The following is a 23,052-nucleotide window of genomic DNA, read 5'->3' on the forward strand; positions in this document are numbered from 1 at the left end:
GCCTTATTCTGCCGCGAGGTTACGCACAGGCGCTGCGGTTTTTCCCGCCGCATAATCCCGTACGGCATCACCAAATGCTTCAAAAAGCTGGCGTGACGGCTGATCGACAGCTGCCCAATATTCCGGATGCCATTGCACGCCGACGGCAAAATTTTTCGCATCGATGACCGAGACGGCCTCGATCGTGCCGTCTGCCGCCGTTGCCTCGACCTGCAGGCTCGGTGCGGTCCTGGCGATCGCCTGCCGGTGCAGCGAGTTCACCTGCACCTCGCCGGCCATGCCGAGATAATTGGCGATGCAGGAGCCTTCCCTGACGAAAACCGGTTGGCGGATCGAATACATCACGTCGCGATCGGCATGTTCCGGCTTGCGGTGATCCCAGATACCTTCTTCCTCCTGGATTTCGCTGGCCAGCGTGCCGCCGAGCGCGACGTTCAGTTCCTGGATGCCGCGGCAGATGGCGAGAAGCGGAATGCCACGAGCGATGGCGCGGCGGATCAGCTCTAGCGAGGTGGCGTCGCGGGCCAGATCGAACGGGCCATCCTTGTCCGTTGCCTCAAGGCCATAGCGGGACGGGTGTACATTGCTGGCGGCGCCCGAAATCAGCACGCCATCGACGCGGTCGAGCAGGCTATCGATATCGTTACCGTCCTCGAAGGCGGGTACGATGATCGGCATGGCCCCGGCCACCTGAAGTGCTGCCTTGGCATACTGGTTGGGCGTGGCATGCCACAAAGCGCCTTCGATCTCCTTGATATCGGCGGGAATGGCAACGATCGGCTTGGGCATGCGAGAGGCTCCGAAAGGCTGGTCTGGATCAGCCTTTTGGCGCTGCTCACGGATGGAAGTCAAGCGCGCCGATGCAACCTTGGTCGCCGTACCGGGCAAAGTCTATTCGGGCACATGTGTGTCGACGCCAAGCAATGTGCGGCGACGTCTAAGACGAAAGTCTCATGTGCTGCGGCTGTTCCTGCATTCGAAAATACAGATGCCACGCTTGCCAGTGATCAAACGTCATGGTTGTTTCATATACGGTCGCGGGATTGGAGAGAGGCCCGTGGTCCGGTTCAACGTGAAGCTCACTGGGAGGTGAACATGGATCGTCGTGCATTCTTCAAAAAAGCGGCTGCCACGGGGGCGGGCGCTGCTGCCGCAAGCGTTCTGGCGGCACCCGCCATCGCGCAGGAAAATCCTAAGATCAGCTGGCGCCTGACCTCGTCGTTTCCGAAATCGCTGGATACGATCTGGGGCGGTGCCGAGGATATTGCCAAGCGGGTGAGCGAGGCGACCGGCGGCAATTTCACCATCCAGACCTATGCGGCCGGCGAAATCGTGCCTGGTCTGCAGGCGGCGGATGCAGTGAGCAACGGCACGGTCGAGATGTGCCATACCTGCTCCTATTATTACGTCGGCAAGGACCCGACCTTTGCGATCGGCACGGCCATTCCCTTCGGCCTCAATGCGCGGCTGACCAATGCCTGGTTCTATGAGGGCAACGGCAACACGTTGCTCAACGAGTTTTATGCCACCCACAAGCTTTACGGCATGATTGCCGGCAATACCGGTGCGCAGATGGGCGGCTGGTTCCGCAAGGAGATCAATACGGTCGACGACCTCAAGGGCGTGAAGATGCGCATTGCCGGCCTCGCTGGCCGCGTCGTCGAAAAGCTCGGCGTGGTGCCGCAGCAGATCGCCGGCGGTGACATCTATCCGGCGCTGGAGAAGGGGACGATCGATGCCGCCGAATGGATCGGCCCCTATGACGATCAGAAGCTCGGTTTCTACAAGGTCGCCAAGTATTACTACTATCCGGCCTTCTGGGAAGGCGGCCCGGCCATTCATGCGCTGATCAATCTCGACAAGTGGAACAGCCTGCCGAAACAGTATCAGGCGGCGCTGACGGATGCGGCGGCCTATGCCAATACCAACATGATGGCGAAATACGACCTGAAAAACCCGATTGCCGTCAAGCAACTGGTCGGGCAGGGCACGGTGCTGCGGCCATTCAGCCAGGAAATTCTCGAGGCCTGCTATGGCGCTGCCATGGAGGTCTACAAGGATATTTCCTCCAAGAACGAATGGTTCAAGAAGATCTACGAGGATCAGGTCGCCTTCAAGAAGGAAGGCTACCTCTGGATGCAGCTGTCGGAATACACCTATGACACGTTCATGATGATCCAGCAGCGCAACGGCAAGCTCTGACCACGCGCACGCTCTGAAACTGTGATGCCCCGGCTGAAAAGCTCGGGGCATTTTTTCAAACGCGATTACAATTTTTGCGTGCAAACGATTGCGTTCGCCACATCATGAAATACAGTTGAAATGTTGGAGAGCAGAAGCAGCATACTCCGAGGCCAGCCGGAGTGTCGGTGAAGACGGGCTTCACCGACTTAGGCATAAGCCTTGCTCTCGAACCGGAGGTGATGCGATGTGGAAACCACTGAGCATTACACTGCATTTTAGGAAGACCCGGACAGGCTGGTCAGTCGCGTTCCGGATCAACTTCCGTATCAAGTAGTAAATGAGGGCAGAGCTCCAACTCTGCCCTCACTCCGCAAATATATCCCCGATACCCTCTATCGGCAAGGGCAACCTTTACGGGTTTATCTTTGGCGGTTCGCCAAAGTTCGGCATGCCCGGCAGGCCGCCCGGTTGTGCCGGTGCGCCGTCCATCGGTGGCAGGCCGAAATTCGGCATCTGGTTGCCGCCGCCGTTGCCGAAGCCCGGTATCTCGATCTTGATGGAATCGAGGTCGACTTCCGGTGCCTTGTCCAGCCAGTAGGTGACCGATTCCGGCCAGAAGATCACGATGGCGACGAGGATCAGCTGCATGCCGAGCCATGGAATGGCACCGAGATAGATGTCCTTGGTCTTTACCGATTTGGGCGCGATCGAGCGCAGGTAGAACAGCGCAAAACCGAAAGGCGGGTGCATGAACGAGGTCTGCATGTTGATGCAGATCAGCACACCGAACCAGATCAGGTCGATGCCGAGCGCATTGGCGACCGGCACCAGCATCGGGATGACGATGAAGGCGATCTCGAAGAAATCGAGAAAGAAGGCCAGGAAAAAGATGAAGATGTTGACGAAGATCAGAAAACCGATCGCGCCGCCGGGGACGTGAGACAACAGGTGCTCGATCCAAAGGCCGCCGTTCATGCCCTGGAAAACCAGGCTGAAACAGGTGGCGCCGACGAGGATGAACACCACCATGGAGGTGATCTGCATCGTCGTGTGCATGCCCTGTTTGGTCAGATCCCAGGTCAGGCGGCCATGCAGCGCGGCGATGCCCATGGCACCGACGACACCGAGCGCCCCGGCTTCCGTTGGGGTTGCAAGCCCGAGGAAGATGGTGCCGAGCACGAGAAAGATCAGCACGATCGAGGGAATCATGCCCCAGAGCACGCGCATGACCAGCGCCATGTTCATTTCGCCACGCGCTTCCGGCGGCAGGGCCGGCACGTCCTTGGGACGGAAGATGGAGAGCGCCAGAATGAACAGCAGGAAGATCGTGACCTGCAGGATAGAGGGGCCGATGGCGCCGAGATACATGTCGCCGACCGACCGGCCGAGCTGGTCAGCCAGAACGATCAGCACGAGCGACGGCGGGATGACCTGGGTGATCGTGCCGGATGCGGCGATAACGCCGGTCGCGACACGCGGGTTGTAGCCGTATTTCAGCATGATCGGCAGCGATATCACGCCCATGGTGATGACCGAGGCGGCTACCGTGCCGGTGATGGCACCCAAAATGGCGCCGACGACGATGACCGCATAGGCAAGGCCGCCCGGAATGGCGCCGAACAGTTTGCCTGTGCCTTCGAGCAGGTCTTCCGCAAGGCCACATCGCTCGAGGATGGCGCCCATGAAGGTGAAGAAGGGAATGGCCAGCAGAAGATCGTTGGAGACGATGCCAAAGATGCGGAAGGGCAGGGCCTGCAGAAACACTTCCTCGAAATGGCCGGTAAACACTCCGAGTATGCCGAAGAACAGGCCGACCGCCGCCAATGAGAAGGCGACGGGAAAACCGTAGAGCATGAAGAGGATCATGCCGAGGAACATCAGGGGCGGCATCACACCGTAAGCGAACATCGTCTCTCTCCCGGTATGATTACTGAAGCGGTTTTTCGTAGGTCGTGTCGACGGCGGCAAGGCCCATCAGCGCGGCGATGCGCTTCACCAGTTCCGACAGGCCCTGCAATACGAGCAGAGCGAAACCGGCGAAGATGATCAGCTTGACCGGCCAGCGGATGAGGCCGCCCGCATTCGACGAGACTTCGCCCTGCAGCCATGACAGCCAGAAAAACGGAAAACAGATCCAGGCGAGATAGGCGCAGGCCGGGATGAGAAAGACCACGAGGCCGATGATATCGATCCACAACCGCTTGGTTTCAGAAACGGCCCCATAGATCAGGTCGACGCGCACATGTTCGTTCAGCCGCAGCGTATGGGCAGCACCGAGAAGCACGATGAATGCGAACATATACCACTGGATTTCCAGCCAGCCATTCGAACTGATGTTGAATGTATAGCGGATGAGAGCATTGCCGGCGCTGACAAGGCAGCAAAACAACACGAGATACCCGGAAAATTTTCCTATGATCTCGCTGAGCCTGTCGACCAGGCTGCTGAAACGAAGCAATACCGCCATTTATCCCCCCGGATGGTTCCTCTTCCATCCTTCTCCTCTTTAGGCGATGTAACAAAACAGTCGTCAAATTGAAAGACGGCGCTTATGCAACTTTCGTTGCTGCGGCGGCGAAGACACAGTAGTCTTGACAGGTGTTCGGTTCGCATCGGACAAATACAGTCGATCAATGATGGGCGAACACGCGGTGGTCGTCCGATGCTTATCTGGGAGGAGCGGGCATGGAACATCATAACAGCGGGCCGGTCGAAACCGGTGCCGAGATGGATTATCGCGAACACGAAAAGACTTACGACCGTTTTCTGGCCGGATCCAAATGGGGTTCCATGGCCGTCGTGGTGCTGCTGATTGCCATGGCCGTCGGGTTTCTGTCGGGCGGAGGTTTCCTCGGCGGCCTGATCGTCTTCATCGTTCTCAATATCGCCGGCGTTTTCCTGCTGCGCTGAGTTTCACGTCATTGCCCTGAAACGACTTCGGCCCCGCTGATACGGGGCCGAGCGCAATGTCGATTTCTCAATCGGCAGATGTTCAGGAAGCGCTGCCGCGTGTGCGGGCGAGGCCGTCCTTGGCCGGCTTGTAGTTCGGATCGAGGCGTGCCGCATGCGAATAGGACTTTGCCGCACGCGCCTTGTCGCCACGGCGCTCATAGACCAGTGCCTGGTTGGCCCAGGATTCGGCGAGCTTGTCATCCAGTTCGATGGCGTGGTTGAAGTCGGCGAATGCGTTTTCGTCGTCGTTCAGCGCCACGTAGGAAACGCCGCGGCCGTTATAGGGTTCGGCCGAGGTCGAGGACAGCGAGATCGCCTTGGAGAAATCGTCGATCGCCTGAGCGTGCTGGCCACGGCTCTGCAGGATCAGGCCGCGTCCGTGATAGGCGCGTCCGTCCGTCGTTTCCAGCTGGATAGCCTTGGTGAAATCGTTGAAGGCATCGTTGGTGCGGCCGGCCTGGCGATAGATGTTGCCGCGGCCGATATAGGCTGCGTCATAGTTCGAATTGATCTGCAGTGCGGCGTTGTAATCGTTTGCTGCTTCAACGGGCTTGCCCATGTTGCGATAGACCAGCGCGCGGTTGGCATAGGCCTGATAGAACTGTGGGTTGAGCTGCAGGGCGCGGTTGAAATCGTCAAGCGCACGACGGAAATCGCCGGCGCGGCCGTAAGCGGAGCCACGAACGTTGTAGCCTTCCGGATCCTGCGGGTTGGCGTTGATGACCGATGTCAGCGAAGCGATGTTCTGTTCAGAGCCCTGGGCGCGATCGACGCGGATCGTGTCCATCGAGGTCACGGTCGACTGGCAGGCGGTCAGCGCGCTGGCGGCGAGCAGGATAAGGGCGATGGGGGCGATGCCGCGACGCCTGCGGGCTGTGGAATGCGAAACACCATTCGAAATGGAGTGAGCGGCAGTCATGGCAGCCATCAGGCGCTTGTCCTCATATGAGCAGGGACGCCGGCCCGAGAAAAAATCACGGCGGACATCCAGACAGAAATCAAAAAGCGGCGGCGTCCGTTAGAGGTCGCCGCCGCTCTTAAGCATGAGAAAACGTCGAAAAGACGACAGATTAGCGAGCCGGGCGCGCAGGACGCGGGGTCTGCGGCAGCAGGCCTTCGCGCTGCATGCGCTTGCGGGCCAGCTTGCGAACGCGGCGAACAGCTTCAGCCTTTTCGCGAACGCGCTTTTCCGAAGGCTTTTCATAGCTTTCGCGCATCTTCATTTCGCGGAAAACGCCTTCGCGCTGCAGCTTCTTCTTGAGAGCGCGGAGAGCCTGATCAACGTTGTTGTCGCGGACTAGTACCTGCACGAGAAATCCCGATCCTTTGGTTTGGTGTCGCCGTTCCTCGACAGGATTTTCGGCGATAAAGTTACGTGCGCGCGGCGTTAACCGTGCGATTTGGCAGCGCTCTTAACAGGGCGGTGGGGTAAAGTCCAGATGTTAACCAGGGCTAACGCGAAAAATCGCCGTTATCAACGGCTTCAGCAGCCGCTACCATACCCTATATTCTTTCAGGAACGCACCTGTCCCCCGTGGACGGTTCGCGGGTAATAGCTTCCCAGACTATTGAACATTTTGGAGATTTTTCATGCGCAGCGCCATATATTCGCAATTCGGAACGCCTTTGAAGGTTTTGACCATCGAAGACAGGCCGGTGCCGCAGCCGGGACCCGGCGAAGTGCGCATCCGTATGGCAATGGCTGCCATCCACAACCATGATCTGCTGACGATAGAGGGCAAGTATGGCAGCCTGCCGGCTCTGCCGGCGGTTGCCGGCACCGAGGCGACGGGGACGGTGGATGCGCTGGGCGAGGGCGTGACGCATCTGAAGATCGGTCAGCGGGTCGCTGTGTCGGGCAAGGGCACATGGGCCGATTATTATCTCGCATCGGCTGCGATGGCGGTGCCGCTGCCCGACTCGATCCATGACACGGCTGCAGCGCAATTGATCTCCATGCCGCTCAGCGCACTGACATTGCTCGATTTCGTCGGCGCCGAAAAGGGCGACTGGCTGATCCAGAACGCTGCCAATGGGGCCGTTGGCAAGACGCTGGCGATGTTTGCAAAGAAGCGCGGCATCCGCGTCGTCAATCTCGTGCGCCGCGACGACGCGGTCAGCGAGCTTGCGGATCTGGGTATCGAGGATGTCGTCTCGACGACGCAGGAAGGCTGGCGAGAGACGGTGCGAGCGATCACCGGCGGCGCGCCGATCAAGGCCGGTGTCGATGGTGTCGGTGGGCCGGCCTCGGGCGAACTGGTGTCCACGCTTGGCGACAACGGCCTGCTGGTGTCCTTCGGCCTGATGTCCGGACAGCCGATGCAGCTTTCGGCCAGCGACATGATTTTCAAGCAGGCGACGGTCAAGGGGTTCTGGCTTGCCAAGATCGCGCCGACGCTGCCTGTCGAAAAATTGAAGAGCATGATCGGCGAGATTGTCGAGAGTGTCGCAAAGGGCGAGGTGGAATTGACCGTTTCCGACGTGTTCGACCTGTCGGACGTGGCGAAAGCGGCCGCTGCGGCGGGGGAAACGGGCCGCAAGGGCAAGGTTCTCATCCGGGGCTGATCGCCGATCGATTTTTCGCCGTGTCGAAACAATCCTCTCATGCGTCGCAAAACAGCCATTGCGGCGCATATTGATTTGCGATGGGTATGACACTACCCAAGTCATTGCGGCCGCAAGGCCCTTGAGGTGGAGCAAAGAAGAGAGGCCAGATGCGCAGATATTCGGTTTTCGCCATCGCACGCGAGGCAATGCGTGCCCATAAGGGCTGGGACCAGCAATGGACCTCGCCAGAACCGCGCTCCGCTTATGATGTCATCATCATCGGTGCCGGCGGTCATGGTCTGGGAGCCGCCTATTATCTCGCCAAGGAACATGGCATCACCAATATCGCGGTGATCGAGAAGGGCTGGCTCGGCGGCGGCAATACCGGCCGCAACACCACCATCATCCGCTCCAACTATCTCTATGAAGAGAGCATGGACATCTACGAGCATTCCCTCAAATTGTGGGAAGGCCTGAGCCAGGATCTCAACTACAACACCATGTATTCGCCGCGCGGCGTGATGATGTTGTCGCACAACATCCACGACCAGCAGTCGTTCAAGCGGCATATCAATGCCAACCGGCTTTACGGCATCGACAACGAGTGGATGACACCGGAACAGGCCAAGGCGTTTGTGCCGGTTCTCGATATCTCGAAAACGGCGCGTTACCCGATCAATGGTGCAGCCCTGCAGCGCCGTGGTGGCACCGCCCGTCATGATGCTGTCGCCTGGGGTTACGCACGCGCAGCCGCCGACCGTGGTGTGCACATCATCCAGAATTGCGAAGTCACCGACATCCGTCGCGGCCCGGCTGGCGAAGTGCAGGGTGTCGAGACCTCCAAGGGTTTCATCGGCGCCAAGAAGATCGGCGTTTCCGCTGCCGGCCATTCGTCGGTGGTGATGGAAATGGCGGGGGTACGCGTGCCGTTGCATTCCAACCCATTGCAGGCGCTGGTGTCCGAACCGTTGAAGCCGATCTTCCCCTGCGTGGTCATGTCCAACACCGTGCATGCCTATATCTCGCAGTCCGACAAGGGCGAGCTGGTCATCGGCGCCGGTACCGACCAGTACAACTCCTATAGCCAGACCGGCGGCCTGCAGATCATCACGCATACGCTCGATGCCATCTGCGAACTGTTTCCGATCTTCCGCCGCGTGAAAATGATGCGCCAGTGGGGCGGCATTACCGACAACACGCCGGATCGTTCGCCGATCCAGGGCGTGACGCCGGTGCCGGGCCTGTTCGTCAATTGCGGCTGGGGTACAGGCGGTTTCAAGGCGACGCCGGGATCTGCCAACCTGTTCGCGCATCTGATTGCCAAGGGCGAACCGCATCGTCTGGCTGCGGGCCTCAACCTCGACCGTTTCCGTACCGGCCGCCTGATCGACGAAGCGGCCGCTGCCGCCGTCGCGCATTGATAAATAGGGGATAGACCAGATGCTTTTGATCCATTGCCCCTATTGCGAGGAAGAGCGTTCCGAGCTGGAATTCCGCTGGGCCGGCGAAGCACATATCGCCCGGCCGGAAAATATCGCGGCTATTTCTGACGAAGAATTCGCCGAATACTTTTTCCTGCGCAACAACGAAAAAGGCGTCACCTACGAACGGTGGCGGCATATCCATGGCTGCGGTCGCTTCTTCAACGCGGCGCGCGATACGGTGAGCGACAAGTTCCTGATGACCTACAAGGCAGGCCTTCCGAAACAGCCTATCCCCGCTGCGACAAAAGCCGAGGCGATTGCCGAGGAAAAGACTGTAGAAACGTGGGAACAGACGGAAGGAGACGCCCGATGAGCGCATCCTCCAATTCCGGCGCATTCCGCATCAAGGGCGCTGGTCGCCTGACGCCGGCGCGCACCGCTCGTTTCACCTTCGACGGCAAGACCTATACGGCGCTTGAAGGCGATACGGTCGCCTCCGCGCTTCTGGCGCATGGCGTGCATCTGCTTGGCCGTTCGTTCAAATATCACCGTCCGCGCGGCATTCTTTCGGCTGGACCGGAAGAGCCGAATGCGCTCCTCGACGTGTCGCGTGATGCATCCCGCCGTCAGCCGAACGTGCGTGCTACCGTGCAGGAAGTGTTCGATGGCGCAAAGATCGCCTCGCAGAACCGCTGGCCGTCGCTGAAACATGATATCGGCGCTTTCAACGATCTGCTGTCGCCGTTCTTCGCCGCCGGATTTTACTACAAGACTTTCATGTGGCCGAAGGAAGCCTGGCACAAACTCTATGAGCCGATCATCCGCCGTGCGGCCGGTCTCGGCGAAGCGCCGAAGGAAGGCGATACCGACCATTACGCCAGCCGCTACGAACATTGCGACGTGCTGATCGCCGGTGCCGGCGTGGCTGGTCTGACGGCAGCACTCTCTGCTGCCGCGACCGGTGCAAAGGTCATCCTTGTCGATGAACAGCCGGAAGTGGGCGGTGCGCTGCATTTCGACTCATCGACCGAGATCGATGGCAAGAACGGTTTTGACTGGGCGCAAGGCGTTGCTGCCAAGCTGAAGGCCATGCCGAATGTCACCGTGCTCAATCGCACCACGGTATTCGGTTATTACAATCACGGTTTCCTCGGGCTTGCCGAACGTGTCACCGACCATCTGGCCCTGCCTTCGAAGGAGCTGCCGCGCGAACGTCTGTGGCAGGTGCGGGCAAAGAAGGTGATCCTCGCGACCGGTTCGATCGAGCGCCACATGGTGTTCGCCAACAATGACCGTCCCGGCATCATGCTCGCCTCGGCTGCGCGGACCTTTCTCAACCATCACGGTGTTGCCGTCGGTCGCGCGGTGGCCGTCTACACGGCGCATGACAGTGCTTATGAGGCGGCATTCGACCTGAAACGTGCCGGTATCGATGTGGTTGCCATCATCGACAATCGTCAGGTATCCGGTGAAGCGGTGCTGGCCGAGGCCCGTTCTCTCGGCATCGAGGTTCTGCTGTCGCATTCCGTGCTCGATACGGCGGGTCGCCATCGCGTCTCTTCGATCACCGTTGCCCGCAATGGCGAGAAGAATAGCCGCAAGCTCAAGGTCGATGCGCTGCTGGTCTCGGCCGGCTGGACGCCCTCCGTGCATCTGTTTTCGCAATCGCGCGGAAAACTGCGGTTTGATGCCGAAAGCGACCGCTTCCTGCCGGATATCTATGCGCAGGACTGCATCTCGGTCGGCGCCTGCAACGGCACCGACGACCTTTCGACGCTGATCGGCGAGGCGCTGTCGGCTGGTGCCGAAATGGCCGGGCATAAGGGCGCGGCGAGCATAGACGCCATCGCCTTTGCCGGCTCCAATCTCTATGAGTGGACGGGCGGCATGATCGGTGCGGCCGAAGGGGCCGGGCCTGATACGGCGGTCAAGGCCTTTGTCGATTTCCAGCATGACGTGACCGCCAAGGACATCCGCCTTGCCGTGCGCGAAGGCATGCATTCGATCGAGCATATCAAGCGCTTCACCACCAATGGCATGGCGTCCGATCAGGGCAAGCTGTCCAATATGCATGGCTTGGCAATCGCCTCGGAAATGCTCGGAAGGCCGATCCCGCAGGTGGGCCTCACCACGTTCCGTGCACCGTATACGCCGGTGACCTACGGCACGCTGGTGGCGCATTCGCGTGGCGAGCTTTTCGATCCGGCCCGCAAGACGCCGATGCACCATCTCGAAGCGGCCGAAGGTGCCGAATTCGAGGATGTCGGAAACTGGAAACGCGCCTGGTATTTTCCAAAGCGCGGCGAGGATATGCATGCTGCCGTCAACCGCGAGTGCAAGACGGTGCGTGATGTCGGCGGCGTGTTCGATGCCTCGACGCTCGGCAAGATCGAGGTGGTCGGGCCGGATGCGGCGCAGTTCCTCAACCTGCTCTACACCAATGCATGGGACACGCTGAAACCGGGCAAAAGCCGTTACGGCATCATGACCCGTGAAGACGGTTTCATCTATGACGATGGCGTCGTCGGGCGTCTGGCCGAAGATCGTTTCCATGTGACGACGACGACCGGCGGTGCGCCGCGCGTGTTGCAGCATATGGAAGATTATCTGCAGACGGAATTCCCCGATCTCAAGGTCTGGCTGACCTCGACCACCGAACAATGGGCGGTCATCGCCGTTCAGGGTCCGAAGGCGCGCGATATCATCGCGCCGTTCGTCGAGGGTCTCGACATCTCCAACGAAGCCTTTGCGCATATGAGTGTTGCCGAGTGCACGGTCATGGGTGTGGCCGCACGTCTGTTCCGTGTGTCGTTCACGGGTGAGGTCGGTTTTGAAGTCAACGTGCCGGCCGATTTCGGTCCGGCGGTGTGGTCGGCGATCTGGGAACGCGCGCAGTCGCTCGGCGCCTGCCTTTACGGCACCGAGACGATGCACGTGCTGCGTGCCGAAAAGGGTTATCTCATCGTCGGTCAGGATACCGATGGCACGGTCACCCCGGACGATGCGGGCTACGGTTGGGCCGTTTCCAAGAAGAAGACCGACTTTGTCGGCATCCGCGGCCTGAAACGCCCGGATCTGGTGCGCACCGGTCGCAAGCAACTGGTCGGGCTTCTGACGAAGGATCCGAACGAGGTGCTGGAGGAGGGCGGCCAGATCGTTGCCGATCCGAACCAGCCGAAACCGATGACCATGCTTGGGCATGTCACGTCTTCCTACTGGTCGGAAAATCTCGGACGCTCGATTGCCATCGCTCTGGTGGCCGGTGGCCGCGACAAGATGGGGCAGCGGCTTTACGTGCCGATGAAGGATAAGGTGATCGAGGTCGAAGTCACCGACGTGGTGTTCGTGGATAAGGAAGGAGGCCGTATCAATGGTTGAGGTCGCAACAAGAACCCTTCCGCTTTCCGGCGTTCACGGCGGTTCGTCCAAGGTGCGGCTGGAGCCGGCAGCACCTGCCGCGCGCATCAACCTGCGGGTTCGTGCCGAAGACGTGGCGGCGCTGTCTGCAGCGCTTGGCGTCGATCTGCCGGTCAGGCCGAAGACGTCGGCATCCGCCAATGGTCGCACCGCGCTCTGGATCGGGCCGGATGAATGGCTGGTGATTGCCGAAGGCAATACGGATATCGGCAGCATGCTGGTGGCGGCGGCCGCCAAATCCGGCGCGTTGCATTCGGCCACCGACGTGTCCCATCGTAACACGGCGATCCTCGTCTCCGGCGCCGGAGCGGCTGCGGCCATCAATACCGGTTGCCCGCAGGACCTGTCGCTGCAGGCATTTCCTGTCGGTGCATGCTCGCGCACCATCTTTGGCAAGGTGGAGATCGTTCTGCTGAGAACCGCCGAAGATGCTTTCCGGGTCGAGGTCTGGCGGTCGTTTTCGGATTATGCGTTTGGGATGCTGGCGGAAGGCGCGAGGGACGCGGCGCTCTGAGGGCGCCGCTGACGGTCACTCACCGGGTTGGCGGTTCTTGCGTCTTTGCCTGCGATCCAGATCCCACTCGTGCAGTTGGGCTGCAACAAACGCCAATACGACAATTCCCGCAGGTAGAACGATCGAATAGAAAAACCAGAAGTCCATTACGCAAGCCTCCTGAGTATTCGTCTCGCACGATAATGTAGTGCTATCGCGCCGAGAAACCAAGCTGTGAGCGTCACGGTCATGCGCAATGTCGACAACGTGCTGAAGACTGCAAGGCTATAAGCGTAACCCGCAAGTGGCGTCGCTATTCCCACAGTAAAACATGCTGTCGAGGCGCGATCCAGCGCATTCGCCAGCAGCTTGGTCTGCTCGATTTCTGCCGGATCAAGTCTACTCATCATTACATCCCTAAAATACAAACGCAATCATAGGGTGTGTTTGGGTGCTGTCAAATGTGGGCGAGCGACCGCATGATCTTGCTTGTCACCACCCCTTCCACTTCACCCACCGTCCGTGAAAATCGACGCGTCCCAGTTCGCGTTTTTCTCCGCCCGGCCAGATCTGCAGGCTGATTGTCGCGCCGTCTTGTCTGTCGTCGGCTTCCATCTGCAGGCGGGCGAGCGGCGTGCTTTTGGTGGCGCGGTTGCCGGCTTCGGTAATGGTGGCTTCGCCGCGGGCGCGTAAAGCTGCCGGCAGATATTGCCAGGCGATCGAGTGGTAGATGACGCGCACCGCGCCGGTCGGTGGTTTCACCAGTTCGCGCGGCAGCCATTCCAGCGCATCGGCACGTTCTACCGGCGGCGGATCACCGACGGCGAGGTCAAGCGCGGCCGAGAGGCGTTGCAGACGGTCCGGCTGGTCGGCCCAGACATAGGACATCAGTCGCAGCCGGTCTTCTGCGGATGTCACGTCTAGCGGGTTGAGGTCACAGCCGAGGCGGCTGGCGATGGTGATCTCCGCATCGGGTGGCGGCGGCCCCTGCCAGTCGGGTTGCAACAGCACGGGGGAGGCGGGATCGCCCCATTCGAAACCGCCGAGATTGTAGCGATACCGGTCCCATTGCAGGTTGAGGCCGGCGCTTGCGCCGACTTCCAGCAGATCCAGCGGTTTTTCGAAGATTTCGGCGATGGTGAGAAAACCGGGCAGAAGCGCGTTGCAGCGGCGGATTTCATTGGTCTGCGGGGCCGATTGCAGCCGCTGGATGATGAAATCGCCATGCGCTTCGAAGGCGCCGGTAATGGCCTGCCAGAGCGTGTCGTCATCGGTTTCCTGCGGCGGATAGACGGCTTTCAGCGCTTCATCCTGACCCGACAGAACAAGTGCATGCAAGGAGCCGGCCAGCCGCAAGGGTATGAGATCGTTGTTGATCGAGGCATCACCCGGCCAGTCCAGAACAGCGCTGCCGACAGCGGTGCCATGGTCCAGTCGTTCAGCGGCGAGGCGGCACAGATGCGCGACAAAGGGTGATCCAAGCTCCGTCGCAGCCTTGACCTGCTTGCGAAAAGCATCGCGCACGGCGTTTTCACGATCCATCTCAAGGGTCATGTGTTTCTTCCTGCTGTCCTTAAAGGGATAGGTCGAGCCGCTTTTCCCGATCGATATAATCGCGTTGTTTGTCGGTGATGTAATCGCGCACGATCGGAGCGGCATCGCGCTTGCGCGACAGCTGCATGTGAAAGACCATCTGGCTGCCGGTGCGGAACATCATCTCGGCGCTGATCAGATAAAATTCCCACATGCGGGTAAAACGCTCGTCGTAAAGCGCGATCACCTTGTCGCGGTTGGCCTGAAAACGCGCGTTCCAGTGGGCGAGCGTCGTGGCGTAATGCACCCGCAGAACCTCCACATCGGTCACCCACAGGCTGTTCTGTTCTACAACCTCGAACACTTCGGAGAGCGCCGGCGAATAGGCGCCCGGAAAGATGTATTTGCGCAGCCATGGGCTTGCCATGCCCGGCGGGCTCATATGGCCGATCGAGTGCAGAACCATGACGCCGTCATCCGGCATCAACGTATTGATCTTGGAAAAGAACTCGTCGTAGTGGTGCACGCCGACATGTTCGAACATGCCGACCGAGACGATGCGGTCGAATTTTTCCGTGACGTCGCGATAGTCGCGCAGCTCGAATTTGACGCGGTCGGCCAGACCCGCTTTCTGGGCCCGTTCCGATGCCAGCGCCTGCTGTTCCTTCGACAGCGTCACGCCCAGAACCTGCACGTCTTCGAGGCTCGCGAGATAGAGCGCCAGATCGCCCCAGCCGCAGCCGATATCCAGCACTTTCATGCCCGGTTTCAGGCCGAGTTTTGCCGCCAGCAATCGCAGCTTGTTGCGTTGCGCCTGTTCCAGCGTTTCGCCGTCCTCGCGAAAATAGGCGCAGGAATACAGCATGTTGTCGTCGAGGAAGAGTTTGTAGAATTCGTTGCCGAGATCGTAGTGGTGGGCGACGTTCTGTTGGGCCTGCCCCTTGCGGTTGGACTGCTGGCGTTTGCGGAATTTCATCTTGATGGCCCGCAGCGCCTTTTGCAGTGGATAGGAGCCGAGCGACAGGCGGTTCACCGAAAACAGCGTCAAGAAATCCTGCAGCGTCGAGCCTTCCTCAAAGCGCATCGTGCCGTCCATATAGGCTTCGCCGGCCGCGAGTTCGGGATTGAAAACGAGGCTCTTGTAAAGCTTTGGATCGGTCAGCCGCATGGTGACCTCGAGACCCGGCGTGCCGGAGAAGATGTGGCGCTTGCCGTCGGCATCGATGACCGTCAGCTTGCCTTTGCGGATAAAGGATTTCATCATATGCGAGAGAGGAAACATGCAGCCTCCTGAGCCGGGGATGAATATCCCGAGCCTAACATCGCAATGGCTTGGCGTGCATCAGAAAATTGCGGTTTGCTTATCTCAGGCGTCCTCGGGCCGGTCCTTTGGATCGAACTGCACGATCGTCGTCCAGCTGCCGGTCAGCGCCGGCTTTTTTTCGTTCTCGATCTCGATCAAGATATCATAGGTGGTCATCAGCATGGCGGCACCGCGAAAGCGCGCTTCCTTCAGCGTGAAATGGCAGCGGATGCGGCTGCCGGTCTTGACCGGCGAGCCGAAGCGGATGTGATCGAAGCCGTAATTGAGGCCCATCGTCTGTTCACGGATCACCGGCAGGCTGTCGTAGTTCATCGTCGACAACAGCGACAGCGTCAGAAACCCATGGGCGATGGTGCCGCCGAACGGGCTCTCGCTCGCGGCGCGTTCAGGGTCGACATGGATGAACTGGTGGTCGTCGGTGGCATCGGCAAAGGTGTCGATCATCGTCTGGTCGACGGTGATCCAGCTGGACACGCCGATTTCCGTTCCGACGAGATCGCTTACATCCCTCAACGAAATTTCACGCGGCATGGATTTCTCTTTCGGATGGCAGGTGATTCCCGGCAAGTATCGCCAAGCTTTGCACACATCACATGGCGCAAAAAGCGATTTGCTGGCCGCAGGCTGGATCAGGCCTCGAGTGCGAAGCTGACGGACCGTGGCGGCAGCTCCATTCTAGTGATTGTGCCGGCATATGCCAGCGTTCTCCAGTTGTTTCCGGGCAGATCGGCAGCGACCGTTTCGTGGCCACGGTTGAACAGCACGGCGACACGGACGTTGCGCCCGCTGTCACGGTCCGGCTTGGCAAGCACCATGGTCAGCGTTGCCGCATCGCCGCGTTGCCAGTCCTCGACCGTCATTGCTGCACCGCTGGCGGAAAACCATGCGACATCGTCTGCGCCGGTCAGGAACGCCGTGTCGGCAAAGGCCGGAAAACGCCTGCGCATGCGCGCAAGAAAAGCGGTATGGGCGATGATGGCCGGATCGAGTTTTGCCCAGTCGACCCAGGTGATGGCATTGTCCTGGCAATAGGCGTTGTTGTTGCCGCGCTGCGAGCGCCCGCCTTCGTCACCCGCCGTCAGCATCACCGTGCCACGGCTGGCAAACAGCGTGGAGAGCAGGGCGATCACGTCGCGGCGGCGATTGTCGAGGATGTTTGGGTCTTCGGTCGCGCCTTCTGTGCCGTTGTTCCATGACAGGTTTTCGCCGTGGCCGTCGCGGTTGTCCTCGCCGTTTGCCTCGTTGTGCTTGTGCTGATGGGAAACGAGATCCATCAGCGTAAAGCCGTCATGGGCGGCGAGGAAATTGACGCTGCGGGTTTCGGTGAGGCCGTGGCGGGAAAAAATCTCGGAGGAGCCGGCAAGAGCGCTCGCCAGCGTGCCGGTCAGGCCATGGTCACCCCGCCAGTAGCGACGGATATCGTCGCGGGCGCGGTCGTTCCATTCGAGGAAGGGGGCTGGAAAATTGCCGAGCTGGTAACCGCCGGGGCCGATATCCCAGGGTTCGGCGATCATGATGCGGTCGGTCATAACGTCGTCGGCGAGGATGGCTGAAAGCGTGCCGCCATCGCGCACAAAAGCGTTTGCCGTGCGGCCGAGCACCGGGGCGAGGTCGAAACGGAAACCGTCGATACCGGCTTCGGACACGAAATGGCGCAGCGTGTCGATGATCAGTCGCTGCACCACCGGATGGTCGCAGGCAACCGTGTTGCCGGTGCCGGTGTCGTTCACCAGCACATCGGGCGCATCCGGCAGATGGCGGTAATAGGAAAGGTTGTCGAGGCCGCGCATGGAAAGCGTCGCGCCGTAACGGTCGCTTTCGCCGGTGTGGTTGAACACGAGGTCGAGAATGGTGCCGATGCCGGCATCGTGCAGTTTCGCCACCGTCTCGCGTAGCTCGGTGATGCCGCCGGGGCAGAGGCGCGGATCGAGCGCCATGAAGGCGACGGGATTGTAACCCCAGCCGTTGGTTAGGCCCAGCGGGGGCAGATGGCGTTCGTCGATCCAGGCGGTGATCGGCATCAGTTCGATGGCATCGACGCCGATTTTCTGGAGATGCGCGATGATGGCGGGGTGGGCGAGTGCGGCGATGGTGCCACGCTGTTCTTCCGGCACATCCGGGTGCAGCATGGTGAAGGGGCGCACGGCGACTTCATAGACAAAACCGCCGGGTTTGAATTTTGGTGACGTGACGTTGATGGGGGCGGCCGGCGTGAGGATGGCTTTTGGCACGATATCGGCGGTGTCTTCGCCAAAACGCATCAGCCGGACATCGTGGCGGAAGGGGCGGTCGAGTTCGCGGGCGTAGGGGTCGACGAGGAGTTTTGACGGATCGAACCAGAGGCCGTGATCGGGATCGTAAGTGCCGTGGGCGCGAAAACCGTAACGCTGGCCGGCGGTGATGCCGGGAAGGGTGATGTGGTGGATGCCCTCATTACCGCGGATGAGCGTGTGGCGGGCGGTTTCGGTGTCGTTGTCGAACAGGCAGAGTTCGATCTTTTCGGCGGTCGAGGACCAGATGGCGAAGTGCGTGCCATCAGGGGTGAGGGTGGCGCCGAGGGGATAAGTGTGTGGCATTATGAGGTGTACCCCCCTCTGCCTTGCCAGGCATCTCCCCCACAAGGGGGGAGATCGGCTGGGGGCACGATCCTCGTTTCATCTCGATCGCTGAGATTATCGCGGACGCCGAGGAAAGAGAAAGGCGGGGCATCGCCACGTCCGATCTCCCCCCTTGTGGGGGAGATGCCCGGCAGGGCAGAGGGGGGCAGCGACATCCGTCGACCTTTCGTTTTCAGTAGCAAGAACCTCAGGTAATCACCGTCGGGGCATCACGGCCCGAACGCTTTTTCAGCTCGGAAATCTCGTCCGCTACCGCGATCAGGTCGGCCAAAGCCTCCTGCGTTTCGATGGCGTGACGGGATGCGTCCGGCTCGTAACGTTCGACGTAGAGGCGGATGGTGGCGCCCGAGGTGCCGGTGCCGGACAGACGGAAAACCACGCGGCTGCCGCCTTCGAACAGGACGCGCACGCCCTGGTTCTTGGACACCGAGCCATCGACCGGATCGTTATAGGCAAAGTCGTCGGCAGCGGCGACCTTCAGATTGCCGAATGCCTGGCCGGGAAGGGAGCTAAGCTTTTCGCGCAGGGCGGCAATCATGCCGTTGGCGGCGTCGCTGTCGACCTCTTCATAGTCGTGACGCGAATAGTAGTTGCGGCCGTATTCGGCCCAATGTTTGGTGACGATGTCGTAGGCGCTTTCCTTGCGCACGGCCAGAATGTTCAGCCAGAACAGCACGGCCCACAAACCATCCTTCTCACGCACGTGATCCGATCCGGTGCCAAAGCTTTCCTCGCCGCAGATGGTTGCCTTGCCGGCGTCGAGCAGGTTGCCGAAGAATTTCCAGCCGGTCGGCGTCTCATACATGCCGATGCCGAGTTTTTCCGCCACGCGGTCGGCGGCGGCGCTGGTCGGCATGGAGCGGGCGATGCCGGCAATGCCCTTGGCATAACCCGGTGCCAGCGTCGCGTTGGCGGCGATGATCGCAAGGCTGTCGGAGGGGGTGACGAACATGTTCTTGCCGACCACCATGTTGCGGTCGCCATCGCCATCGGAAGCGGCGCCGAAATCCGGGCCGGTCGGGCTCATGACGTCGTCATAAAGCTCCTTGGCGTGGACGAGGTTCGGGTCCGGGTGATGGCCGCCAAAATCCGGCAGCGGCGTGGAATTGCGCACCGAACCAGCCGGAGCGCCAAGACGCTTTTCGAGGATTTCCACGGCGTAAGGGCCGGTGACGGCGCCCATACTGTCGATCACGACCTTGAAGCCGCCGGCAATCAGCGCCTTGATCGCCGGGAAGTCGAACAGTTCTTCCATCAGGATGACGTAGTCGGTGACCGGATCGACCACTTCCACCGTCATACCCGCGAGATCGAAAGTGCCGATCTTGTCGAGATCGATATCGGCGACCTCGGCGATCTTGTAGGTATCGATGACCTGCGTGCGGGCAAAGATCGCGTCGGTGATCTTTTCAGGTGCCGGGCCGCCATTGCCGATATTGTACTTGATGCCAAAGTCTTCGGTCGGGCCGCCGGGATTGTGGCTGGCCGACAGAACGATGCCGCCGAACGCCTTGTATTTGCGGATGAGGTTGGAGGCGGCGGGGGTGGACAGAATGCCGCCCTGGCCGACCATGACCTTGCCGAAGCCGCTAGCTGCCGCCATTTTCAGCGCCTTCTGGATGACTTCGCGGTTGTAATACCGGCCGTCGCCGCCGATCACCAGCGTCTTGCCGTCAAACCCTTCGAGGCTGTCGAAGATCGCCTGGATGAAGTTTTCGGCGTAGTTCTCCTGCTGGAAAACCGGAACCTTTTTACGCAGGCCCGAGGTGCCTGGCTTCTGGTCCTTGTAGGGCGTGGTGGAGACGGTCTTGAACATGATCATCCTTTATTTGCAATGAGGCGGGCGTAGAGGTCGGCGTAAAGGCCGGCGCTCTTGTCCCAGGAGACATCCGATTTCATGCCCTGCTTCTGCATGGCCGACCAGATCTTGGGGCTCTGGTAGAGACCGACAGTGCGCCTGATGGCGCGGCGCAGGTTATCGGTGGTGACGGCGTTGAAGGACACGCCGGTGGCTGCTCCGGCCGATATTGCGGCCGGGTTGGCATCGATGACGGTATCGTTGAGACCGCCGGTGCGGCTGACCACCGGCACACAGCCGTAGCGCAGGCCGTAAAGCTGGGTCAGTCCGCAGGGTTCGAAACGGGATGGAATGAGAATGGCATCGGAGCCGGCCTGCATCAGGTGCGACAGCGGCTCGTCATAACCACGGTTGATGGCGATGCGGCCATGATGGCGGGTGGCTGCGGCAGAGAGTGCCTGTTCCAACGCCGGATCGCCGGAGCCGAGCACGGCGAGGCGGGCGCCCATGGCGACGATCTCGTCGGCAAGGTCGGCCAGCACATCCATGCCCTTCTGCATGGTCAGGCGCGAGATGACGCAGAACAACGGACCATCATCCTCGTCGAGGCCGAAGCGGGCTTCGACGGCGCGCTTGTTGGCGCTGCGGGCCTTCAGGGTCGAGGCGCTGTAATGGGTGGGCAGGTCTGCGTCGGCGCGCGGGTCCCAGACATCGGTATCGATGCCGTTGACGATGCCGGACAAGTGTTCGGAACGGGCGGCGAGCAGGCCTTCTAGGCCCATGCCGAATTCCGGCGTGAGGATCTCCTCGGCATAGGTCGGGCTGACGGTGTTGATCGCCCAGGCTGCCTGCAAGCCGGCTTTCAAGTAACCGACGCCGCCATAAAACTCGACGCCGTCGATATCATAGGCATGCGCCGGCAGGCCGATATGCGGCAGAATGCTGGCGTCGAAGCGGCCCTGAAAGGCGATGTTGTGGATGGTGATCAGGCTCGGCAGTTCCGGGCCGTCACTGTAGCGCATATAGGCGGGAACCAGACCGGCCTGCCAGTCATGCACATGCACGAGATCCGGCTGCCAGCCGTCCATCTCGCCCGCCGCAATCCGCGCGGCGGCCAGCGACAGGGCGGCGAAGCGGCGCCAGTTGTCGGCATGGTCGGCGCCGGTCGCATCGGCGTAAGGGCCGCCGGGGCGGTCGAACAGTTCCGGCGCGTCGAGGATCAGAAGGTCGAGGCCGTCGATCCGGGTTTCGATGATATCGGCGGAGACGCCGAGCAGATCGTCGAAATGCAGGCTCAGCGTGGTGTCGCCCCGTAGCTTGGCCATCACGGCGGGATAACCGGGGATGAGCGTTCTGGTGGCGACGCGATAATGTTTCAGCGCAAGCGGAAGCGCACCGGCCACATCGGCAAGCCCGCCGGTTTTCACCAGCGGGTAGAGTTCGGATGCGACGGCCAGAACCTGCATTTTCGTCTTCAAAACCCCGTTTCGTCTCAGATGTCGAGCTTGTCGATCATCTTCTGGGTGATCAGGCAGATCCCGCCCTCGCTGCGCCGGAAACGCTTTGCGTCGATCTCGGGATCCTCGCCGACTACCAGTCCTTCCGGAATGGTTACACCGGCATCGATGACGACATTGCGAAGCTGGGCATGCCGTCCGATACGCACATTCGGCAGGATTACGGCACCGTCGAGGCGCGAATAGGAATTGGCGCGCACGCCTGTGAACAACAGGCTGCGGTTCAGCGACGAGCCGGAAATGATGCAATCGCCCGAAACGACCGAGGAGATTGCCGAGCCGCGGCGGTCTTCGTCGTCATGCACGAATTTCGCTGGCGGGGTGACTTCCTGATAGGTCCAGATCGGCCAGGACTTGTCGTAGATATCAAGCGTCGGCACGATGGCCGTCAGGTCGACATTCGCCTGCCAGTAGGCATCGATGGTGCCGACATCGCGCCAATAGGGCTCGCGCTCGAAATCGGAACGCACACAGCTGTCGGCAAATCGGTGGGCGACGGCTTTGCCATTGGCGACGATGTGAGGAATGATGTCCTTGCCGAAATCGCGGCTGGAATTCGGATCGGCGGCATCGCGTTTCAGCGCCTCGATCAGGAATTTGGTGTGAAAGACGTAGATGCCCATCGAGGCCAGCGCATGATCCGGATCGCCGGGAATGCTCGGCGGATCGGCGGGCTTTTCGACGAAATCGATGATCTCGTCCTTGGCGTTGACATGCATGACCCCGAAGGCCACGGCTTCCATGCGCGGCACTTCCAGGCAGCCGACGGTGACGTCGGCACCGGAATCGACGTGCTGCTGCAGCATCAACTCGTAGTCCATCTTATAGACGTGGTCGCCGGCAAGGATGACCATGTATTCGACGCCATGGTCCTGGATGATGTCGATGTTCTGGTAAACGGCGTCGGCCGTGCCTTCGTACCACTGAGTTTCGGAGACGCGCTGCGAGGCCGGCAGGATGTCGAAACTTTCGTTACGCTCGGGACGGAAAAAATCCCAGCCGCGCTGCATGTGGCGGATCAGCGAATGCGCCTTGTACTGGGTGGCGACGCCAATGCGGCGAATGCCGGAATTGAGCGCGTTGGACAGCGCGAAATCAATGATGCGGGTCTTGCCGCCGAAATAGACGGCTGGTTTCGCGCGCCGGTCGGTCAGTTCCTTCAGGCGGCTGCCGCGGCCGCCGGCCAGAACATAGGCCATGGCATCACGTGCGAGTGGTTGAACGCGTTTCGTGGTCATTTCATCC

Annotated in this window: 21 protein-coding genes; 7 read left to right on the top strand and 14 right to left on the bottom strand. The window is 60.5% G+C overall.

What is annotated here, in order from left to right; translation table 11 throughout:
- Positions 1 to 3: 3 nt before the first annotated feature.
- Positions 4 to 789, bottom strand: coding sequence for a gamma-glutamyl-gamma-aminobutyrate hydrolase family protein (locus AAIH70_RS07145; protein WP_132271501.1), 786 nt, complete (start codon positions 787 to 789; stop codon positions 4 to 6).
- Between the two features lie 306 nt (positions 790 to 1,095).
- Here AAIH70_RS07145 and AAIH70_RS07150 point away from each other — a divergent pair, with 306 nt between their 5' ends.
- Positions 1,096 to 2,202: a TRAP transporter substrate-binding protein gene (locus tag AAIH70_RS07150; RefSeq protein WP_132271502.1), complete on the top strand. Its 1,107-nt coding sequence runs from the start codon at positions 1,096 to 1,098 to the stop codon at positions 2,200 to 2,202.
- A 393-nt stretch (positions 2,203 to 2,595) separates the two neighbouring features.
- Here the strand turns inward: AAIH70_RS07150 and AAIH70_RS07155 are convergent, their stop codons facing one another.
- On the bottom strand, positions 2,596 to 4,092 hold the full coding sequence (locus AAIH70_RS07155; RefSeq protein ID WP_132271503.1) for a TRAP transporter large permease: 1,497 nt from the start codon (positions 4,090 to 4,092) through the stop codon (positions 2,596 to 2,598).
- A 19-nt stretch (positions 4,093 to 4,111) separates the two neighbouring features.
- Positions 4,112 to 4,651, bottom strand: a complete 540-nt coding sequence (locus tag AAIH70_RS07160; RefSeq protein WP_132271504.1) for a TRAP transporter small permease subunit — start codon at positions 4,649 to 4,651, stop codon at positions 4,112 to 4,114.
- A gap of 218 nt (positions 4,652 to 4,869) precedes the next feature.
- Here AAIH70_RS07160 and AAIH70_RS07165 point away from each other — a divergent pair, with 218 nt between their 5' ends.
- The gene (locus AAIH70_RS07165; protein ID WP_132271505.1) at positions 4,870 to 5,094 is read left to right on the top strand and encodes an aa3-type cytochrome c oxidase subunit IV; all 225 of its coding nucleotides are present in this window, start codon (positions 4,870 to 4,872) and stop codon (positions 5,092 to 5,094) included.
- Positions 5,095 to 5,176: 82 nt separating this feature from the next.
- On the opposite strand, the gene AAIH70_RS07170 is transcribed toward AAIH70_RS07165, so the two are convergent.
- Together AAIH70_RS07170 and rpsU are read right to left on the bottom strand one after the other, a co-directional pair.
- Positions 5,177 to 6,064 (bottom strand): tetratricopeptide repeat protein, encoded by an 888-nt coding sequence (locus AAIH70_RS07170; protein WP_132271506.1) that lies wholly within the window; start codon positions 6,062 to 6,064, stop codon positions 5,177 to 5,179.
- Between the two features lie 142 nt (positions 6,065 to 6,206).
- Complete coding sequence (gene rpsU, locus AAIH70_RS07175; protein WP_132271507.1) at positions 6,207 to 6,446, bottom strand: 30S ribosomal protein S21; 240 nt, start codon at positions 6,444 to 6,446, stop codon at positions 6,207 to 6,209.
- A 280-nt stretch (positions 6,447 to 6,726) separates the two neighbouring features.
- Between rpsU and AAIH70_RS07180 the strand changes: the two genes are divergently transcribed.
- The 5 genes from AAIH70_RS07180 (at position 6,727) to AAIH70_RS07200 (ending at position 13,038) form a co-directional block, all read left to right on the top strand.
- Positions 6,727 to 7,701 (top strand): zinc-binding dehydrogenase, encoded by a 975-nt coding sequence (locus tag AAIH70_RS07180; protein WP_430033699.1) that lies wholly within the window; start codon positions 6,727 to 6,729, stop codon positions 7,699 to 7,701.
- Between the two features lie 149 nt (positions 7,702 to 7,850).
- A complete protein-coding gene (locus AAIH70_RS07185; RefSeq protein WP_132271509.1) occupies positions 7,851 to 9,104 on the top strand; it encodes a sarcosine oxidase subunit beta family protein in 1,254 nt (417 codons plus the stop codon).
- A gap of 19 nt (positions 9,105 to 9,123) precedes the next feature.
- Positions 9,124 to 9,480 (top strand): sarcosine oxidase subunit delta, encoded by a 357-nt coding sequence (locus AAIH70_RS07190; protein WP_132271510.1) that lies wholly within the window; start codon positions 9,124 to 9,126, stop codon positions 9,478 to 9,480.
- A complete protein-coding gene (locus tag AAIH70_RS07195) occupies positions 9,477 to 12,485 on the top strand; it encodes a sarcosine oxidase subunit alpha (RefSeq protein WP_132271511.1) in 3,009 nt (1,002 codons plus the stop codon). Before AAIH70_RS07190 ends, AAIH70_RS07195 begins: the two co-directional genes overlap by 4 nt.
- Entirely contained in the window at positions 12,478 to 13,038 is a 561-nt protein-coding gene (locus tag AAIH70_RS07200) for a sarcosine oxidase subunit gamma (protein WP_132271512.1), read from the top strand. Before AAIH70_RS07195 ends, AAIH70_RS07200 begins: the two co-directional genes overlap by 8 nt.
- A gap of 15 nt (positions 13,039 to 13,053) precedes the next feature.
- Here the strand turns inward: AAIH70_RS07200 and AAIH70_RS07205 are convergent, their stop codons facing one another.
- The 9 genes from AAIH70_RS07205 to glgC all read right to left on the bottom strand — a co-directional run bounded on the left by AAIH70_RS07205 (position 13,054) and on the right by glgC (position 23,045).
- Entirely contained in the window at positions 13,054 to 13,185 is a 132-nt protein-coding gene (locus AAIH70_RS07205) for a hypothetical protein (RefSeq protein ID WP_281033520.1), read from the bottom strand.
- Positions 13,185 to 13,424, bottom strand: coding sequence for a hypothetical protein (locus AAIH70_RS07210; RefSeq protein WP_132271513.1), 240 nt, complete (start codon positions 13,422 to 13,424; stop codon positions 13,185 to 13,187). The genes AAIH70_RS07205 and AAIH70_RS07210 overlap by 1 nt, the downstream gene beginning before the upstream one ends.
- A gap of 85 nt (positions 13,425 to 13,509) precedes the next feature.
- Positions 13,510 to 14,571, bottom strand: coding sequence for a DUF2332 domain-containing protein (locus AAIH70_RS07215; protein WP_132271514.1), 1,062 nt, complete (start codon positions 14,569 to 14,571; stop codon positions 13,510 to 13,512).
- Between the two features lie 19 nt (positions 14,572 to 14,590).
- Complete coding sequence (locus AAIH70_RS07220; protein ID WP_132271515.1) at positions 14,591 to 15,832, bottom strand: SAM-dependent methyltransferase; 1,242 nt, start codon at positions 15,830 to 15,832, stop codon at positions 14,591 to 14,593.
- An 84-nt stretch (positions 15,833 to 15,916) separates the two neighbouring features.
- Complete coding sequence (locus tag AAIH70_RS07225; RefSeq protein WP_132271516.1) at positions 15,917 to 16,405, bottom strand: MaoC family dehydratase; 489 nt, start codon at positions 16,403 to 16,405, stop codon at positions 15,917 to 15,919.
- Positions 16,406 to 16,503: 98 nt separating this feature from the next.
- Complete coding sequence (glgX, locus tag AAIH70_RS07230) at positions 16,504 to 18,450, bottom strand: glycogen debranching protein GlgX (RefSeq protein ID WP_430033703.1); 1,947 nt, start codon at positions 18,448 to 18,450, stop codon at positions 16,504 to 16,506.
- 229 nt (positions 18,451 to 18,679) lie between these two features.
- Complete coding sequence (locus AAIH70_RS07235) at positions 18,680 to 20,308, bottom strand: alpha-D-glucose phosphate-specific phosphoglucomutase (protein ID WP_132271518.1); 1,629 nt, start codon at positions 20,306 to 20,308, stop codon at positions 18,680 to 18,682.
- 2 nt (positions 20,309 to 20,310) lie between these two features.
- Entirely contained in the window at positions 20,311 to 21,756 is a 1,446-nt protein-coding gene (gene glgA / locus AAIH70_RS07240) for a glycogen synthase GlgA (protein ID WP_132272525.1), read from the bottom strand.
- 26 nt (positions 21,757 to 21,782) lie between these two features.
- A complete protein-coding gene (gene glgC, locus AAIH70_RS07245) occupies positions 21,783 to 23,045 on the bottom strand; it encodes a glucose-1-phosphate adenylyltransferase (RefSeq protein ID WP_112728652.1) in 1,263 nt (420 codons plus the stop codon).
- Positions 23,046 to 23,052 lie beyond the last annotated feature (7 nt).

Source organism: Neorhizobium sp. BT27B (genome assembly GCF_050455485.1).
GTDB lineage: Bacteria > Pseudomonadota > Alphaproteobacteria > Rhizobiales > Rhizobiaceae > Neorhizobium.

Coding starts and splice junctions, on each gene's coding strand:
- AAIH70_RS07190 (WP_132271510.1), top strand. CDS start 9,124: ATGCTTTTGATCCATTGCCCCTATTGCGAGGAAGAGCGTTCCGAGCTG.
- AAIH70_RS07165 (WP_132271505.1), top strand. CDS start 4,870: ATGGAACATCATAACAGCGGGCCGGTCGAAACCGGTGCCGAGATGGAT.
- AAIH70_RS07155 (WP_132271503.1), bottom strand. CDS start 4,092: ATGTTCGCTTACGGTGTGATGCCGCCCCTGATGTTCCTCGGCATGATC.
- AAIH70_RS07225 (WP_132271516.1), bottom strand. CDS start 16,405: ATGCCGCGTGAAATTTCGTTGAGGGATGTAAGCGATCTCGTCGGAACG.
- AAIH70_RS07215 (WP_132271514.1), bottom strand. CDS start 14,571: ATGACCCTTGAGATGGATCGTGAAAACGCCGTGCGCGATGCTTTTCGC.
- glgA (WP_132272525.1), bottom strand. CDS start 21,756: ATGCAGGTTCTGGCCGTCGCATCCGAACTCTACCCGCTGGTGAAAACC.
- AAIH70_RS07205 (WP_281033520.1), bottom strand. CDS start 13,185: ATGGACTTCTGGTTTTTCTATTCGATCGTTCTACCTGCGGGAATTGTC.
- glgX (WP_430033703.1), bottom strand. CDS start 18,450: ATGCCACACACTTATCCCCTCGGCGCCACCCTCACCCCTGATGGCACG.
- AAIH70_RS07150 (WP_132271502.1), top strand. CDS start 1,096: ATGGATCGTCGTGCATTCTTCAAAAAAGCGGCTGCCACGGGGGCGGGC.
- glgC (WP_112728652.1), bottom strand. CDS start 23,045: ATGACCACGAAACGCGTTCAACCACTCGCACGTGATGCCATGGCCTAT.
- AAIH70_RS07160 (WP_132271504.1), bottom strand. CDS start 4,651: ATGGCGGTATTGCTTCGTTTCAGCAGCCTGGTCGACAGGCTCAGCGAG.
- AAIH70_RS07195 (WP_132271511.1), top strand. CDS start 9,477: ATGAGCGCATCCTCCAATTCCGGCGCATTCCGCATCAAGGGCGCTGGT.
- AAIH70_RS07220 (WP_132271515.1), bottom strand. CDS start 15,832: ATGTTTCCTCTCTCGCATATGATGAAATCCTTTATCCGCAAAGGCAAG.
- AAIH70_RS07170 (WP_132271506.1), bottom strand. CDS start 6,064: ATGGCTGCCATGACTGCCGCTCACTCCATTTCGAATGGTGTTTCGCAT.
- AAIH70_RS07235 (WP_132271518.1), bottom strand. CDS start 20,308: ATGTTCAAGACCGTCTCCACCACGCCCTACAAGGACCAGAAGCCAGGC.
- AAIH70_RS07185 (WP_132271509.1), top strand. CDS start 7,851: ATGCGCAGATATTCGGTTTTCGCCATCGCACGCGAGGCAATGCGTGCC.
- AAIH70_RS07200 (WP_132271512.1), top strand. CDS start 12,478: ATGGTTGAGGTCGCAACAAGAACCCTTCCGCTTTCCGGCGTTCACGGC.
- AAIH70_RS07210 (WP_132271513.1), bottom strand. CDS start 13,424: ATGAGTAGACTTGATCCGGCAGAAATCGAGCAGACCAAGCTGCTGGCG.
- AAIH70_RS07145 (WP_132271501.1), bottom strand. CDS start 789: ATGCCCAAGCCGATCGTTGCCATTCCCGCCGATATCAAGGAGATCGAA.
- AAIH70_RS07180 (WP_430033699.1), top strand. CDS start 6,727: ATGCGCAGCGCCATATATTCGCAATTCGGAACGCCTTTGAAGGTTTTG.